The 16,193-nt window shown below is 61.0% G+C and carries 13 protein-coding genes; 6 read left to right on the top strand and 7 right to left on the bottom strand.

Annotation, left to right across the window (positions count from 1 at the left end):
• Positions 1 to 143: 143 nt before the first annotated feature.
• From KP808_RS12200 to KP808_RS12185, 4 genes are all read left to right on the top strand, one after another.
• Positions 144 to 1,049 carry a LysR substrate-binding domain-containing protein gene (locus KP808_RS12200; protein ID WP_230018601.1) on the top strand — a complete coding sequence of 302 codons (906 nt, stop codon included), beginning with the start codon at positions 144 to 146 and terminating at the stop codon, positions 1,047 to 1,049.
• A 24-nt stretch (positions 1,050 to 1,073) separates the two neighbouring features.
• Positions 1,074 to 1,985: a LysR substrate-binding domain-containing protein gene (locus tag KP808_RS12195; protein ID WP_230018599.1), complete on the top strand. Its 912-nt coding sequence runs from the start codon at positions 1,074 to 1,076 to the stop codon at positions 1,983 to 1,985.
• Positions 1,986 to 2,173: 188 nt separating this feature from the next.
• The gene (locus KP808_RS12190) at positions 2,174 to 3,484 is read left to right on the top strand and encodes an MFS transporter (protein ID WP_230018598.1); all 1,311 of its coding nucleotides are present in this window, start codon (positions 2,174 to 2,176) and stop codon (positions 3,482 to 3,484) included.
• Positions 3,481 to 4,740 (top strand): metal-dependent hydrolase family protein, encoded by a 1,260-nt coding sequence (locus KP808_RS12185; RefSeq protein WP_010202549.1) that lies wholly within the window; start codon positions 3,481 to 3,483, stop codon positions 4,738 to 4,740. Before KP808_RS12190 ends, KP808_RS12185 begins: the two co-directional genes overlap by 4 nt.
• A 7-nt stretch (positions 4,741 to 4,747) precedes the next feature.
• Here the strand turns inward: KP808_RS12185 and KP808_RS12180 are convergent, their stop codons facing one another.
• Entirely contained in the window at positions 4,748 to 5,650 is a 903-nt protein-coding gene (locus KP808_RS12180; protein WP_230018596.1) for a polysaccharide deacetylase family protein, read from the bottom strand.
• Positions 5,647 to 6,807, bottom strand: coding sequence for a GNAT family N-acetyltransferase/peptidase C39 family protein (locus tag KP808_RS12175; RefSeq protein WP_230018594.1), 1,161 nt, complete (start codon positions 6,805 to 6,807; stop codon positions 5,647 to 5,649). Before KP808_RS12175 ends, KP808_RS12180 begins: the two co-directional genes overlap by 4 nt.
• Positions 6,808 to 6,900: 93 nt before the next feature.
• On the opposite strand from KP808_RS12175, the gene KP808_RS12170 reads away from it, so the two are divergent.
• Positions 6,901 to 8,487: a RimK family alpha-L-glutamate ligase gene (locus KP808_RS12170; protein ID WP_003369538.1), complete on the top strand. Its 1,587-nt coding sequence runs from the start codon at positions 6,901 to 6,903 to the stop codon at positions 8,485 to 8,487.
• A 4-nt stretch (positions 8,488 to 8,491) separates the two neighbouring features.
• Positions 8,492 to 9,421 carry a magnesium transporter CorA family protein gene (locus KP808_RS12165; protein WP_230018592.1) on the top strand — a complete coding sequence of 310 codons (930 nt, stop codon included), beginning with the start codon at positions 8,492 to 8,494 and terminating at the stop codon, positions 9,419 to 9,421.
• Between the two features lie 4 nt (positions 9,422 to 9,425).
• Here KP808_RS12165 and KP808_RS12160 read toward each other — a convergent pair whose 3' ends face one another.
• From KP808_RS12160 to lexA, 5 genes are read right to left on the bottom strand one after another with little or no spacing between them, the layout of a single operon-like run.
• Positions 9,426 to 10,277: an urea carboxylase-associated family protein gene (locus KP808_RS12160; protein ID WP_003410362.1), complete on the bottom strand. Its 852-nt coding sequence runs from the start codon at positions 10,275 to 10,277 to the stop codon at positions 9,426 to 9,428.
• A gap of 55 nt (positions 10,278 to 10,332) precedes the next feature.
• Positions 10,333 to 13,428 (bottom strand): error-prone DNA polymerase, encoded by a 3,096-nt coding sequence (locus KP808_RS12155; RefSeq protein ID WP_230018590.1) that lies wholly within the window; start codon positions 13,426 to 13,428, stop codon positions 10,333 to 10,335.
• Positions 13,425 to 14,840, bottom strand: a complete 1,416-nt coding sequence (locus tag KP808_RS12150) for a Y-family DNA polymerase (RefSeq protein ID WP_230018588.1) — start codon at positions 14,838 to 14,840, stop codon at positions 13,425 to 13,427. The genes KP808_RS12155 and KP808_RS12150 overlap by 4 nt, the downstream gene beginning before the upstream one ends.
• Before the next feature lie 7 nt (positions 14,841 to 14,847).
• A complete protein-coding gene (gene imuA, locus KP808_RS12145) occupies positions 14,848 to 15,468 on the bottom strand; it encodes a translesion DNA synthesis-associated protein ImuA (RefSeq protein ID WP_230018844.1) in 621 nt (206 codons plus the stop codon).
• Complete coding sequence (lexA, locus tag KP808_RS12140; RefSeq protein ID WP_057401353.1) at positions 15,468 to 16,085, bottom strand: transcriptional repressor LexA; 618 nt, start codon at positions 16,083 to 16,085, stop codon at positions 15,468 to 15,470. The genes imuA and lexA overlap by 1 nt, the downstream gene beginning before the upstream one ends.
• Positions 16,086 to 16,193: the final 108 nt, after the last annotated feature.

The raw sequence follows: 16,193 nt of genomic DNA, 5'->3' as shown, positions 1-16,193 counted from the left end.
TGGCTGGCTAGGCGTTTTATATGCAAAGCACGTATGCTTCGAAACGCTCGTATGCATGGCGTTATCAACGGTTATCGTGATTCTCCGGCGTGTCATGCTTCAGTGCAAACGTAAAAGATGCAGTTTTTCCATGAGTTTTATGAATGAACACCAGAAGACTGACGCCCTCCATGTCGTTGTTGCTCGCTTTCGAGGCGGCCGCGCGGCATGGCAGCTTCACCAAAGCCGCAGACGAACTGGCCTTGACCCAGAGCGCCGTCAGCCGCCAGGTGCAGGCGCTGGAAGCCCAACTGGAAGTCGAGCTGTTCAAGCGTGATGGCAGACGTATCGAACTGACCACGGCCGGTGCCTTGTACCAGCATGAGCTGGCCGCGGCGCTGGGCCGTATTCGCAGTGCAACCCTGCAAACCATTGCGCACAAGGCAGAAGGCGGCACGCTGCACCTGGCCGTGCTGCCCACCTTCGGCTCTAAATGGCTGCTGCCGCGGATGAATGATTTTTACACCCGGCATCCGGGCTATGTGGTGCACATCCACTCACGCATCGTGCATGCCGACCTGACGCCGGCAGCCAGCGAAATGAACGCGATCATCTGTGCGGGTAACGGCAACTGGCCCGGTTACATCGCCCACCCGCTGGTCAGCGAAAAACTGGTGGTCATTGCCAGCCCTGCCGCGCTTGCCGGCTACCAAGCGATGATTCCGACGCAGGTCGCCCAGCATTCGTTGCTGAGCGTGGTATCACGGCCCAATGCCTGGTCGGACTGGTTCGACAGTAATCGGCTGGACCACCACATCATGCGCCCCGGCCCGAGTTTCGAACTGACCTCGCACCTGATCCAGGCTGTGGCGGCGGGCATCGGTATCGCACTGGTGCCGCGCATTCTGGTGCAGGACGAAATCAACAGCGGCGAACTGGTCACCCTGTTCGAGCCGCTGGACAGTGGGCGCAATTACTACCTGGCGTACGCGACGCGCTTTCAGAACCTGCCATCGCTGTGCGTGTTCAGGGACTGGCTGCTGTCGACACCGTTTCCTGACCCTTTGTAAAACCTGCCCACAACAGGAGCCGCCGTGCGTATCGAGCCCCTTCCACCCTTGCAGAACCTGATCGCCTTCGAAGCCGCCGTTCGGCACGCTAGTTTTACCCGTGCCGCCAGCGAACTGAACCTCACCCAGAGCGCGATCAGCCGTCAGGTCGCGCAACTGGAGGAATTTCTCGGCCGCGCGCTGTTTCGTCGCGAGCACAAGCGTATTCATCTGACGGTCGCCGGGCAGGTTTACGCCGAGCAGATCCAGCGTGTGCTGACCCTGTGTGCAGAGGCCACGGCACAAGTCATTACCCATAGCGGCGAACAACAACTGACCCTGGCTTGTTCCAGCGGCGTGGCCGCACTGTGGCTGGGCCCTTTGCTGGGACGCTATCGCGATGCCTTCCCCGCCGTGGATATCCGCCTGCGAGTGGTCGACGGGCTGGATTCTCTGATTCGCGCGGAATTCGATCTGGCGCTGTATTTCCTGCGCGAAACATCACCAACGGGCCTCGACAGTCGTTTGCTGTTCGCCGAATCGGTAAATGCCTACTGCTCGCCAGACTACCTGAACGGCCAGCTGCTGGAACCAGCACAGTTGCTGGACCACTGCCTGCTGATGCTGGAAGACGGGCAACGCCAGTGGCTGTCCTGGGGAGACTGGTTCGGCCGTCAGGGCGTTGATGCGTCGCTGATCCGCAAGCGCATGACCGTCAACCTGTACCCCGTGCTGGTCGACCTGGCTGTCGCCGGGCACGGTATCGTACTTGGCTGGCAACCGATGATTGACCGTCACGTGCAGTCCGGTGCGCTGGTGCCGGCCTGCCAGAAAAGTGTGGGTGCAATAGGCGGCTATTACCTGCTGACCCCCAGCGGCAAGACGCCGCGGCGCGCTGCGCGAGCGTTCGAGAAATGGCTGACAGATGAAATAGCCACGCTGACACCCTGCCCCTGACGCTTGCATGCGTCTGGCGCATGCAAACCTGCGCAATAAGCGTTTTCTTAAAATCGGCCCAACACCTACTCTCGACTGAAACGGGCAAAAAGACCTGACTCAGCCGCACTTACATCAACCCTACCCCTTAATCAATGCAGCCACTGCAGGGGGCCTCCCTGCGTGTATCGCATGCAAGAGCCTATCCAGTGAGCACATTACGATCCTCTGCTTCACGCACCCATGAACAAAAGGCACGCCGCGCGGTGACCGCTACGGTGATCGGCAATGGCCTGGAATGGTTTGACTTCACTGTCTACAGCTTCTTCTCGGTGATCATTGCCAAAGTGTTCTTCCCCACCGGCAGCGAGCTGACCTCTTACCTGTTGGCGCTGGCGACCTTTGGGGTCGGCTTCTTCATGCGTCCGGTGGGCGGCATTGTTCTGGGCATCTACAGTGACAAGCGCGGGCGCAAGGCGGCTTTATCCCTGACCATCCTGCTGATGGCGCTGGGGACGCTGATCATCGGATTGACGCCCAGCTTCGCGCAAATTGGCTATCTGGCACCGCTGCTGATTGTTCTGGCGCGACTGCTGCAAGGGTTCTCTGCCGGTGGCGAGATGGGCAGTGCCACCGCATTCCTGACCGAGCATGCGCCTGAGGGCAAAAAAGCCTTTTACTCCAGCTGGATTCAGGCCAGCATCGGCGTCGCGGTACTGCTGGGTTCCGCGCTGGGCGCGGTGCTGTCCAGTTACCTGACCCAGGCACAGCTGGAAAGCTGGGGCTGGCGGGTGCCGTTTCTGATCGGCACGCTGATCGGGCCGGTCGGCTTCTATATTCGCAGCCGGGTTGACGAGACACCTGCCTACAAGGCTGCAAAACCGGTCGAATCGCCGCTGCGCGAAGTGATCAAGACCTACCCGCGCCAGACTTTGATCAGCTTTTCGCTGGTGGTACTGTGGACCGTCTGCACCTATGCCATCCTGTTTTACATCCCCTCCTACGCCCAGCGCGTGCTCGGCCTACCGTCATGGATGGGCTTCAGCGCCGGCATGATGGGCGGCGCGGTACTGATCGTCGCCACACCGATTGTCGGCGCCCTGGCAGACCGTAGCGGGCATCGCCCGTGGCTGCTGGGCTCGGCCATTGCCATCTTCCTCAGCGCCTACCCTATGTTTCTGTTCATCAACCAGATGCCGGGGCTGTTTTCACTGTTGATCTTCGAGCTGGTACTCGGCCTGCTGATTTCCGGTTACATCGGTTCGATCCTTGCGGCCTTTGGCGAATTACTGCCCACCCACGTGCTGTCCACCGGGCTTTCGGTGGCCTACAACTTTGCCGTCACCATTTTCGGCGGCTTTGCCACCTTCACCATCACCTGGCTGATTGCCTCGACCGGCAGCAACCTGGCACCCGCTTTCTACATCATGTTCGCGGCCGTCGTCAGCGGCATTGGTGCGCTGCTGTATCGCGACCGTGCGCCTGCTGCCCATCGTCTCCTGTCTGGAGCTTTCCAATGAGTATTGCTGATCCTACACGCCTGATCCTGCGCAACGGTCGCCTGCTGGACCTGCAAAAAGGGCAATTGATTTCCGGCCAGGAAGTCGTGATCGAGGGTGAGCGCATTATCGACGTGCGTGCCGAAGGCGAGCCTGCCGCGGTTGGCGCGCGGATTATCGATCTGGGCGGCAGAACCCTGATGCCCGGCCTGATCGACTGCCACGTGCATGTGCTGGCTTCCAACGCCAACCTGGGCATGAATGCCCTGCAACCCAACGCAATCATCATGTACCGCGCATTACCGATTCTGGCTGCGATGCTCAACCGCGGTTTTACCACTGTACGTGATGCCGGGGGTGCCGACTGGGCGCTGGCGCGTTCGATCCAGATGGGGCTGATTCCCGGGCCGAGGATCTTCGCTTCGGGCAAAGCACTGTCGCAGACCGGCGGCCATGGCGACATGCGCGCACGGGGCGAATTGCTGCTCAACGAGCCTTGCTCGTGCTGCTTTCGGGCCGGGGCCATCGCCCGCGTAGTGGACGGCGTCGATAACGTGCGTCTGGCCGTGCGCGAAGAGCTGCAACAGGGCGCCAACCAGATCAAGATCATGGCTTCGGGCGGCGTCTCGTCACCAACCGATCCGATTGCCAACACTCAATACAGCGAGGCAGAGATCCGCGCCATCGTTGACGAAGCCGCCGCTGCGAACACCTACGTGATGGCCCATGCCTATACCGCACGAGCGATTCGGCGCGCCATCGAATGCGGCGTAAGAACCATCGAGCACGGCAATCTGGTGGATGCCGACACCGCCCGACTGATGGCCGAAAAAGGCGCATTTGCGGTGCCGACTCAGGTCACCTATGAAATGCTTGCCGAGTACGGCGAGCGCTTCGGCCTGCCAGCGGACTCGGTGGCCAAAATCGAGGATGTGCGTCAGGCCGGCCGCAACGCCCTGCTGCTGTTCGCCGAAGCGGGCGTACCGATGGGCTATGGCTCGGATTTACTGGGGGAAATGCACGAGTACCAGACCCACGAACTGAAGATTCGCGCCGAATTGCTCGGTAATCTGGCGGCGTTACGCAGTGCAACAAGTGTTGCGGCGCAGATACTCCAGCGCGAGGGTGAACTGGGTTGCATCAGCGCCGGTGCGATAGCCGATCTGCTGGTGGTGGATGGCGACCCGCTGAGCGATATCGGTTGTCTGGTCGGTCAGGGCGAACATCTGGCGATGATTGTTCAGGGTGGCCATGTGCGCAAGAACACCTTGGTCTGACCGGGCGTCAGTGAGCGTTATGGTCCCAGATCCAGTTCCATGCACCGGGCAGACTGACAGGCTGACTCGCGTCCTTGACCGTGCGCGCCAGAGCAGCGCGCTGTAACTGCGCGCTGTCGTCGTAGAACGGCTTGTCGGCAAGCCGCACGCCGGTCTGATGAGCGCTGTCGACCAGAATCTGCAGGTACTCCCGCGCATGCCGCGCGGTGTAGCGGTTCAGGTCGTGAAAGGTCACCACCACCGGAATCACCCCGTCCACCGCAGACAGCTCTCCTGCGGCAATGCGCTCGCGTACCTGCGAGAGCTGGCTGACCATGTTGGAACGGCGGCGCAGGCTGAAGTTATAGCCCCAGATCTTGCCGTCATTGGCGCTCAGGTCAGTCAGTAATACATGCAGGTCGTGACGCTGGTAGGCGCTGAACGTGCGCTTGTCGTAGTTCCAGAACGGCGGGCGCAACAACGTGGTCGGCACACCGGTAATCGAGGCGATGATGGCGCAGCCCTGGGTCAGGGACTGCTCCAGTTCCTCATCGGTCAACGAACGATGATTGGTGTGGTGCGGCGTGGCGGTATGAAAGCCGAGCAAATGCCCCTCTGCATGCTGACGGTGCATGATCGCCCGCCCCTGATCACTGTTGCCTGCGCCTGTGGCACCGGTCTGCACGAAGAACACGGCCTTGATGTTCGGCTGCAACGGATTGTCGGCCAGGCTGTCGAGTACGGTGATACTGGGGTTGTAAAAAGTCGACGCACTGGGGCCGTCATCAAAGCTCAGCAGAAAGCGCACCGGTGGCTGCTGCCGCAACTGTTCGGCAGTTTTTGGCGTCAGAGGGACTGGCGCGCTGATGCAGGCCGACAGGCTCGCGGCGATGGCCAATGCGCAAAGGGCCTTGAGGGCTGACTTGATCAATGTACGGGATCCTGTGGCCGGGCTGTTGAAGCCGCTTGGGAAGCGCATGCATGATCATCCACAGGCGCGGCAAACACAATCACTGCGGCGCGCAGTTTATCGGTGCCGAAACAACTCATGCGGTTGAAGTCGGCATGGCTTACCGGCATATGCTGGCAGTCGATGGCCTGGCGATGCAGGCTGTGATCAATATCAGGATCGTGCAGGTAGACGAAATCGCTGTCGCAATCGGTGACCATCACCCAGTGCGGTGCCTTGGAGCGTGTCAGGCGATAGCTGCTGATCAGCACCAGCGGCTTGCCCCCCTCGGCCAGTAAGCGCGGCAGGTTCAATGAGCGGTTGGGCAGCGTCTCTACACCGCAGATACGCAGCTCATGACAGAACTGCTCGTGAACCAGGCGAATCACCTGTTTCTTGTTGTCGCTGCGCACGCCGCCCAGAAACAGCGGGCCTGCTACCGACACCAGCAACTTCACGGCAAAGCCCCGTCGCCGGGCAGCCAGCGCCAGCCCTTGAGGGCTGCATCCACCGTGGCCGGAGGTCATGAACACCGTGGTCGCCTCGCGCCAGATCTGCAGTTCTTCGGCGCGATCCATCAAACGCGCAGGTTGCAGAGCCTTCATCGCCATCAACAGGCAGGCCGGGCCACAGGTGAATTCCAGAGTCTGCTGGTAGTAAGGCACTGAGCGACTGTCCAGCCGGGCGTGCTCAACGATACGTTTCTCGTAGCGCAAGGCCGGGGCATGGTCCTGGTAATAGTCGTCGACCTGAGCGAAACGCCGGTAACCATTGCGTTCGTACAGCCCGATAGCCGCGTGGTTATCAGGGCGCACCTCAAGGCGCAGGTAAGCACAGTCGCGGCCCACGGCCTTCTGCTCGGCACGTTGCAACAACTGCTTGCCCAGCCCCTTGCCCCGCGCCGCATCGGCAATCGCCAGCGAATACAAACGCCCCAGCGAGGTGCCCCGATGAAACAGCACCAGCGCATAGCCGGTGAGCTGTCCGGCCTGCTCGGCGACGATCAGGCTGGCATTGGCGCGGCGAATCATCCAGTGAAAGCTGCGCTCGGTCAGACGGTCGCCGTCAAAACACTGGTTCTCCAGAAGCAGCAAATCATCGACATCGGTTTCAACTGCATCTCGAAATATAAAGTCCATCTCCACCGCCGTAAAAGTTGTGTAACGAAACGGGACATTTCAAAAAGCACATGCTTAATAGAAAGGACTTGTTTCCCATCGGATCGATTACACATGTCAGCGGCACAGGTGAAGATGAACGAAGTATCTGCGCAACTTGCGCTTTCAGCAACAACCCGACGAGCAGACCCCACAACACTCTTTGCAGCGCAGAGGCAACTGGTGATTATTGTCGAACGGCTCGAAGACTGGGCATCGTACTTCCCCAGCGAAGACTTGATCAGCGCCCAGGACTATCTGGAAAAACCGCTGAAAGCCACGGCAGGCAAGCGTGTGCAAGTCATCAACCTGTGCCGCAGCTACAAATACCTGGGCCATGGTTATTACTGTTCCCTGCTGGCCGAAGCGCGCCAGCACAATGTCATTCCCTCGGTAAAGACCATCAGCGAATTGACCCGCAAGTCACTCTACGGCCTGGCACTCGATGACCTGGACAAGTTGCTGGAGACCGCACTTGAGGACCATCCCTATGACGACACCGAAGGGTTTACCCTGACGCTGTACTTCGGTCAGACCACACTTGAGCCGTTGAAGGATCTCGCCCGTCAATTGTTTGAAGTCTTCCCCTGCCCGATCCTGATGGTGGAGTTTCGCAAGCGCGACAATTGGCACATTGCCGGTATCAAGGCCGGAGCTCTGCCGCGTCTGCGCGAGGATCAGCAGGATGAGTTCGCCACGGCGCTGGAGGGCTTCAGCCGCAACGTCTGGCGCCAGCCCAGTTCGCGGCGCATGGCCCGCTACGACCTGGCGATTCTGCATGATCCGCAGGAACAGCTGCCGCCCTCCAACCCTGAGGCGCTGGCCAATTTCATCCGCGTCGGTCAGCGTCTGGGCATCGATGTCGAGCTGATCGAAAAGAAAGACTACGCCCGACTGGCCGAGTACGACGCGCTGCTGATTCGTGAAACCACCAGCGTTGACAACCACACCTATCGCTTTGCCAAGAAAGCCGAAAGCGAGGGGCTGGTGGTCATGGATGACTCAACCTCGATCCTGCGCTGTACCAACAAGGTGTACCTGACCGACCTGCTCAAAAGCCATGATCTGGGCATGCCGCGAACGGAAATCCTCTACAAGGACCGCCCGGAAGAACTGCAACACGTGGCCACACGCCTGGGTTTCCCGCTGGTATTGAAGATTCCCGATGGCTGTTTTTCCAGAGGCGTGATCAAGGTCAGCACACCCGAGGAAATGCACACGGCAACGACCCAGCTGTTCGAGCACTCGGTATTGCTGCTGGCTCAGGAGTTTTTCTACACCGAGTACGACTGGCGCATCGGTATTCTCAATCGCAAACCGATATTCGCCTGCCAGTACTTCATGTCCAAGGGGCATTGGCAGATCTACAACCACAAGGCGATCGGCGCCGAGGTGATTGGCGAATGCCGCACGCTGGCGGTGCACGAAGCGCCGCGCGCCGTGGTCGAACTGGCGCTCAAGACCGCCAACCTGATTGGTGACGGCTTGTATGGCGTGGACTTGAAACAGTCAGGCGATCACGTGGTGGTGATCGAGGTCAACGACAACCCGAACCTGGATGCCGGCATCGAAGACGCTTATCTGCAGGATGATCTTTACAGCCTGGTGCTGGAAGAGTTCGTCCGCCGTCTGGAGCTCAAGCGCCTCGGTCAGGCATGGTGAAACGATGATTCAGGGCCTGAAACTCGACAACAACCAGTTGCTGGCATGTGATCCGCAAAAGGCTCAGGTGCTGTGGTTCAGCAAACCGGATGCCGGGGAACGCAGATTATTGCTGGAGCGATTTCACCTTGATGAGCATGCCGTTGCCTCGGCACTCGACCCGGACGAAATTTCGCGCATCGAGTTTCACCCTGATGCGTTGTTCGTCATCTGGAAACGTCCCGAGAACTATTCGGGCAAGGACAGCTTCTCGTTCGACGTTTCGTCCTTTGGCGTGCTGTTGAGCCGGGACCAGCTGTTGCTGATCTGCGATGACGAGCAACCCTTGAGCGCGCTGGGAGCTCACCGCCCGTTGGACCAGCCGCTGGATATCCTTCTGGAGCTGCTGTTCAACAATATTCATCACTATCTGGGCCATTTGAAAGTCATCAAGATGGTCGCCCGGGAATTGCAGCAGAAATTCAACTCTTCCCTGGAAAACCGCCATTTGCTGCAGATGTTCAACCTCAGCGAAAGTCTGGTGTATTACATCAATGCCATCCACAGTAACGGTGCGGTCCTGACGCGTCTGCGCAACCATGCGCAAGGCCGGCAATACGCAGCCGACAGCCTGGCGTTGATCGACGACATGATCATCGAGAACGATCAGTGCTACAAACAGGCCGAGATCTATTCCACGGTGTTCGCCGGGTTGATGGATGCGCGAGGCAATCTGGTCAATAACAGCACCAACACCCTGCTGCGCAAGCTGACCTTGATCAATGTGGTGTTTTTGCCGTTGAACCTGATTGCCGGGATCGGCGGCATGTCGGAATTCAGCATGATGACCGCCCCGCTGCACTGGTGGGTGGCTTACCCGGCACTGCTGCTGGCCATGCTCGGGCTGGGGGCGGCGATGGTCTGGGGGCTGCGCAGAATGGCTCGCGCGGCCTGAGCGGTTATTGCTCCCACTCGGCCTTGGCGATCTGCAGACCATGCAGGCCGTTGTAAGCCGCGCGCTCGGGGGACTGCCAGCCGTCCAGCAGCGACGCGTCGAGGTCGTAGATCTCGACGCCCAGCGGTCGGCAGACGCTCAGCGGGTCCTGCGCATCAGGCCCCCACATCGGCAATGACAGGTCGCCACCCGGACAGGTCGACAAGGCGCACAGCAGGTCGATTTCCGCGAAGAACTCCAGATAGTCGCCCTTCTGCGCCGGGCAGGCTTTCATGAAATACAGGTCGTCATGGTTCAGGCCGGTGCACTGGAAGATGTTCAGCACATCGTGCACATCGAACTCGGTCAGCCCGTGCGGCAGCACTGCGCGGGTCAGGTTGGAATGGCAGTGATGGTGAAAGTCTTCGCCGGTCAGCATCTTGTTGACGTAGGGATCGCAACGCGTGCCGAGCAGGTCATGCAGGCGGCCGCCGTGCTCGTCGGTTCCGTAACTGGCCAGACTGTCATCGGTGATGGTTACCATTGGCCGCAAAAACGGCAGATTCGACCACAACCGGTCGTGGGTACTGACATGCGCGCCCTGCAACTGACGCGTGCGCGCAGCCCACAGGCGCTCGCGGGGGTCGTTGGCGTTCCAGACATTGAAATCACCCACCTGCGGGCCCACCGGTGTGGTGACCCGAAACACCTGACCGGCCTTGACCTTCCAGGCCCGCCCGGTACGAATCGGCACTTCGAACTGTTCGACGAGGGTGCGTTGCTGCGCATTCGTGCGGATGCGCTCATAAAAGGCAGTGTCCACTTGCAGCGCCGCGCCTTTGCTGACCTGGTAAGCGGCTGGATAGTCTTTGTACATACAGGGCTTCTCGGTGGCAGGATGTACCGATTGCTACTGCAAATTACAGGCCCGATTACTGGAAGTCCCGACTGCGCACATCCAGCCCGGTGAGCAACGGCGTCAGGTCGTACAGACGCTGGGCAATCAGGTGCCGTACGCCGCTTTTTGATTCCAGGCGCCCGAACACCTGCAGCAGTTGCGAGCCCACCAGCACCTTGCGCTGACGCTCGGCCAGGTCGCGCCAGACCACGACGTTGACCATGCCGAATTCGTCTTCCAGCGTCACGAAGGTCACGCCACTGGCGGTGCCCGGTCGTTGACGGCCAATGACCAGCCCCGCCACGCTGAGGGTCCGGTCGTTTTCCAGGTGTAACAAGTCTTGTGAGCTGCGAAAGCGCTTGGCAGCCAGTTGCCGGCGCAGCAAGGCCAGCGGGTGCGGGCCCAGGGTAGTGCCCAGCGTTGTGTAGTCGGCCACCAGGTCTTCGGCCACAGTCGGCAGTGGCAAGATCACTTGGGTTTCTTCGCTGGGCAGGTCGTCGAACAGCGGGCGCTGGGCCTCAACCCCGGCCACTTCCCAGCGCGCCCGGTGCCGATGGCCGATCAGGCCGCGCAAGGCACCGGAATCCGCCAGTGCTTCGGCGGCGCGCGAGTCCAGTTCGGCGCGCAACGTCAGGTCCGTGGCATCGACAAACGGGCGTTTCGCGCGCGCGACTTCGATGCGCAAGGCATCTTCCTCACGAAAGCCACGGACCATGCGCAGCCCGAGGCGAATCGCCAGATTGCGTGTGCGGTCGGGATGATCGAGCGGCTCCAGCGAACAATCCCAATCGCTGTAGCGCACATCCACTGGGCGGATTTCAATGTGGTGGCGACGTGCGTCTTGTAACAATTGATCCGGGCTGTAAAACCCCATCGGCCAACTGTTGATCAGCGCACAGGTGAACGCTGCCGGCTCGTGGCATTTGAGCCAGCAACTGGCGTAGGTCAGCAAGGCGAAACTGGCGGCATGGGATTCGGGAAAACCATAACTGCCAAAGCCCTTGATCTGTTCGAAGATCCGGTCGGCAAAGTCCGCTTCATAGCCTTTTTTCAGCATGCCCGTACGCAGCCGTTCGCGATGCGGCTCCAGCCCGCCGTGACGTTTCCATGCGGCCATCGCGCGGCGCAACTCGTCCGCTTCGCCCGGGGTGTAGTCGGCGGCCAGAATGGCCACTTCCATGACCTGCTCCTGGAAAAGCGGCACACCCAGGGTGCGCTTGAATACGGATTCAAGCTTGGGCGGATAGGTGACTGCCTCTTCGCCATTGCGCCGCCGCAGGTACGGGTGAACCATATCGCCCTGGATCGGCCCTGGCCGGACAATGGCGACTTCGATGACCAGGTCGTAGAATTTTTCCGGTCTGAGGCGCGGCAGCATGGCCATCTGCGCACGCGACTCGATCTGAAACACGCCGATGGTGTCGGCGCGGCTGATCATTTCGTAGGTTTTCCGGTCGTCGCCCGGCAGACTTGCCAGGGTCCAGCGTTTGCTCCGGTGCAGATGCACCAGATCGAACGTGCGGCGCAAGGCGCTGAGCATGCCCAGTGCAAGGATGTCGACTTTCAACAGGCCGACCAGGTCCAGATCGTCCTTGTCCCACTGGATGATGGTGCGGTCGGCCATCGCGGCGTTCTCCACCGGCACCAGCGTGTCCAGCGGGTGTTCGGAAATCACGAAGCCACCCGGGTGTTGCGACAGGTGCCGGGGAAAACCGATCAGTTCGCCGGTCAGCGCCAGCACGCGCTTGAGGATCGGCGTGTCGGCATCGAAGCCGTATTCGCGCAAGCGTTCAGGCGACGGCAATGAATCGCTCCAGCGGCTGAAGGCTTCGGCCAGGGCATTGATCTGGTCTGGCGGCAAGCCCAGCACCTTGGCCACGTCACGCATCGCGCCGGAGCCGTGATAAGTGCTAGCGACAGCAGTCAGCGCCGCCCGGCCCCGGCCATAGCGCCGAAAGATGTACTGAATGACTTCTTCGCGGCGGTCATGCTCGAAATCCACGTCGATGTCCGGTGGCTCGTTGCGCTCTCTGGAGATGAAGCGCTCGAACAGTAGATTGCTCTTTTCCGGATTCAGCTCGGTGATCCCCAGCGCATAACACACTGCCGAGTTGGCCGCCGAGCCGCGTCCCTGACAAAGGATGTGCTGGCTGCGGGCAAACTCGACGATGTCATGCACGGTCAGAAAGTAGCTGTCGAACTTCTTTTCCGCGATCAGCGCCAGTTCCTTCTCGACCTGCGCACGGGTAGCTGGCGTCAGCCCCTTCGGCCAGCGTTTTCGGACACCGCGCTCGGTCAGTTCACGCAGCCACGACGTAGGTGTCTGGCCTTTGGGGACCAGCTCGTGCGGGTATTCATATTTCAATTGTTTGAGATCAAACGTGCAGCGCCGGGCAATACGCACCGATTCGGCCAGCAGCCAGTCCGGGTAATGCTCGGCAAGCGCATCCAGTGGCCGTAAATGGCGCTCGCCGTTGGCAAACAACAGGTGCCCTGCTTCGGCCACGGTCGTGCGATAGCGAATGGCAGTCATGGTGTCCTGCAGGGCACGCCGGCCGCGTGCGTGCATGTGCACATCACCACTGGCTACTGCCGGGATACCCAATGATTGAGCCAGCGCCAGCAAGTCGGCCAGACGCTGCTCGTCATCCGCGCCGCGATGTAACTCCACGCCGAGCCAGAGGCGCTCGGCAAAGCGCTCACGCAACCAGCGGCCATGCGCCAGACAGGCTTGCGCGTCGCCTTCGATATCCGGCAGCCATATGGCCAGCAACCCGTCCGGCGCAGGCTCGAAATCTTCACGCAACAACCGGTATTCACCTTTTTTGGCTCTGCGGCGTGCCACCGTGATCAATTTGCACAGCGCCTCATAGCCTGTCTGGCTTTCCACCAGCAGCACGGCTTTCGGCCCGTTCTCGATGTGCATTTCGCTGCCGATGATCAACGGCAGGCCGGTGCTGATGGACGCCTGCCACGCACGTACGATACCGGCCAGCGTGCACTCGTCAGTGATGGCCAGCGCCTGATAGCCGTGGCGCAAGGCACGTTCGAACAGCTCACGGGCGCTTGAGGCGCCGCGCTGAAAACTGAAGTTGGACAGGCAATGCAGCTCGGCGTATTCGCTGGTCATGCGAACCAGCCATGCAGCAGCAGTTCACCCTGCTCGCCCACGCTGCGATAGGCCCAGGCGCGCTGGCCGTTGGAGGTTTCGACCAGATAGTAGTCGCGACGTACATCGCCGCCGTCCCACCAGCCTGATTCGATTCGCTCGGGCCCGGCCACGATGCGCGTGGCATGAAGTGGCAGCGGCTGGGGTTCTCGCAGCAACCAGCCCGGGCGCATACAACCTTTGGCTGGCAAGACCGCTTTGCTTGTGCTGTGCGGTTGCCAGGCGCATTCAGGGCGGTGATCGGCCTGAGCGCGCAAGCCATTTACAGACTCGTCGCCCAGTCGCGCACGCAGGCGTTCGCGCAGTTGCTCCCAGGGCAGGGTCTGTTGCACGCGCTCATCGAACAACTGGCGGTGCGCCGGGACAAAATCCGGCAAGTCTCGCGCCAGCAGGCGCACGGCACGTACCGGCGACGCGACCAGCACCTGCTCAAGCCTGCCGCGGGCCAGTTCGAACAGCATCGAAGCATCGCGCTCGGCACTCAGCAGTCCGACGGGTACCACAGTCTCCGGACCTTCAACATGCTCCAGATGCAGGGAAAATCGCTGCACACCGCTGTCGCGTCCGGCCAGGAACAAGGCCAGATCGGCGATCAGCCGCTTGAGCGGAAACAACAGGGCCTGATGGGATTCGACATCGAAATTCAGCTCGATGCGTACATCGAAGAAATCCGGCGGTGTGTAGCACTCCAGTGCCACCGGTCGTTCGCCGAGCAATGTGTCGAGATGCTGCAGCACGCTGGCCGGGAACCGCCGCGCCAGTGTATCGCGCGGCAGGGCCAGCACCTGCCGCACAGAGCGCAGCCCCATGCGTGTCAGGGCCGTGGCGGTTTCACGACTCAGACCGATGCGTTCCAGCGGCATATGCTCCAGGCTGCGGCGCAACGCCTGCGGGCAATCAATGCTCAGCCCGTCATGCATGTTGGCCAGCATCCGTGCGGCTATCGGGTTGGGCGCAACCACGATGCGATGCCGGAAACCCTGCGCGGTCAACTCTTCACGCAGGCGTGCCTCGAACACCGGCCAAGGGCCGAACAGCTTGAGGCTGGATTCGATTTCCATCAGCAGCACTCGAGGGTACTTGAGGCTGACATTGGAGCTGAAACCGTATGCCCAGGCCGCGAGCAGTTGCTGCAAGCGCTCGATGTCGGCCGGGTCATGCTCGACCATGGAGAAGTTCGACGCCAGCGCCTGAGCGGCCGTCAGTGACTGCCCGGCTTTCAAACCCAGCGCACGCGCCGCCGGATTGACGGCTTGCAACACGCGACGTTGAGCACTGCCGCTGATCAGCGCCAGAGGCTCATCGGGATCGTTACGACGACGCATGACGCCGTCGAGCGCCAGTTGCGGCAGCAAGACACAGGCCCAGAGCATAAGAACCTCAAGCGTCGGTCGAAAATGGAATGGGGAAAGGCGGCGCAAGCCCGCCACGGCACTTGAGCACCCGCAATTGTGCGGGTCGGGTGTCGACAGCGATGCGCAGGGCCGCCGGTGACGGGTTGGCGGCGGCCTGCTGCAGGCGGCAGGCAAACGCCAGGGTCTGCCCGGTTTCGGCAGCCACCTGCAAACGTCGCAGCGCACGGTCATCGACCATGCCGGGCCAGCACACGACCGCGCCACAACTGCCGGAACGCAGGCACTGTTCGGCAGCCCACAGGGCATCGCGCGGGCCTGCCTCAATGACAACCAGCTGGCGCAGATCGACCCCGGCGGCCAGCCAGGCTTGCGGGTACGGAATGTAGGGCGGTGCAACCAGCACAATGCGCTCAGCTATCGCAGACAACCTTGCCAGGCTTGGCCACAGCAGACGCAACTCCCCACTGCCATTGGCCGGGATGAGGATTTCAGTCAGGGCGGCAGCAGGCCAGCCGCCAGTGGGCAAGGCGCTGTCCAGCAATGCATGGCCACTGGGGTGCGGGCTGACCTGCGGCGCGCTCTGCTGACGGCCTTTCCAGACCCTGCGCTCATCCAGCAAGGCGTCAAGGCTGACCACCGCGCCCATCATTCGCGCCGGACCAGCCCGCAGAACACGCCTTCGATGGCGAAGTCCTGATCAGGCGTGACAATGATCGGTTCGTAGGCCGGGTTGCGCGGCAACAGGCGCACCTGATCGGCACTGCGTTGCAGGCGCTTGATGGTGACTTCGCCGTCCAGGCGGGCAACGACGATCTGCCCGTCACTGGCCTGCGGGTTACGGTGCACGCCGACCAGATCGCCATCGAGAATACCGTCTTCGATCATCGAGTCGCCCTGCACGCGCAGCAGGTAGTCCGGCACACGGGTAAACGTGCTGCGGTCCAGATGCAGTGTGGTGTGAATATCGAGGTCCGGCCCGATAGGTGCGCCCGCAGCTACGCGCCCCAATACCGGAAGTTCGAGCAACTCGGGCCGTGGCTCACTGTTGAGCAGCCGAATACCACGGGCCTGATGCGCTACGACCTCGATCAGCCCGGCTTCGGTGAGGGCCACAATGTGTTTGCGCGCCACGCTGCGTGAAGCAAAACCGAAAGCCTCGGAAATTTCCGCCAGGCTCGGCGATTGCCCTTGCTGCGCGATGCGATCGCGGATGAAGGTAAGGATTGCGCTGCGACGGGGAGATAATGTGCTCATGGAGTACATTTGTACTCCACTGGTGATTTTGTGACTAGTACGGTTTGTCGGATTGACGCCGCACGCTCTCGCGCTTCGTAGACGTCGATTATTCGGATTTTCAAAACAGTGAAATAA

It is taken from the genome of Pseudomonas savastanoi, from assembly GCF_020917325.1.
Classification (GTDB): Bacteria; Pseudomonadota; Gammaproteobacteria; order Pseudomonadales; family Pseudomonadaceae; genus Aquipseudomonas; species Aquipseudomonas amygdali.
This window is presented reverse-complemented; position numbering and strand designations above follow the sequence as displayed.

Bases quoted from the DNA above. Each gene is read 5' to 3' on its own strand.
- KP808_RS12200 (WP_230018601.1), top strand. From the start codon at position 144: ATGAACACCAGAAGACTGACGCCCTCCATGTCGTTGTTGCTCGCTTTC.
- KP808_RS12185 (WP_010202549.1), top strand. From the start codon at position 3,481: ATGAGTATTGCTGATCCTACACGCCTGATCCTGCGCAACGGTCGCCTG.
- KP808_RS12175 (WP_230018594.1), bottom strand. From the start codon at position 6,807: ATGGACTTTATATTTCGAGATGCAGTTGAAACCGATGTCGATGATTTG.
- KP808_RS12170 (WP_003369538.1), top strand. From the start codon at position 6,901: ATGTCAGCGGCACAGGTGAAGATGAACGAAGTATCTGCGCAACTTGCG.
- KP808_RS12165 (WP_230018592.1), top strand. From the start codon at position 8,492: ATGATTCAGGGCCTGAAACTCGACAACAACCAGTTGCTGGCATGTGAT.
- KP808_RS12160 (WP_003410362.1), bottom strand. From the start codon at position 10,277: ATGTACAAAGACTATCCAGCCGCTTACCAGGTCAGCAAAGGCGCGGCG.
- KP808_RS12155 (WP_230018590.1), bottom strand. From the start codon at position 13,428: ATGACCAGCGAATACGCCGAGCTGCATTGCCTGTCCAACTTCAGTTTT.
- KP808_RS12150 (WP_230018588.1), bottom strand. From the start codon at position 14,840: ATGCTCTGGGCCTGTGTCTTGCTGCCGCAACTGGCGCTCGACGGCGTC.
- imuA (WP_230018844.1), bottom strand. From the start codon at position 15,468: ATGGGCGCGGTGGTCAGCCTTGACGCCTTGCTGGATGAGCGCAGGGTC.
- lexA (WP_057401353.1), bottom strand. From the start codon at position 16,085: ATGTACTCCATGAGCACATTATCTCCCCGTCGCAGCGCAATCCTTACC.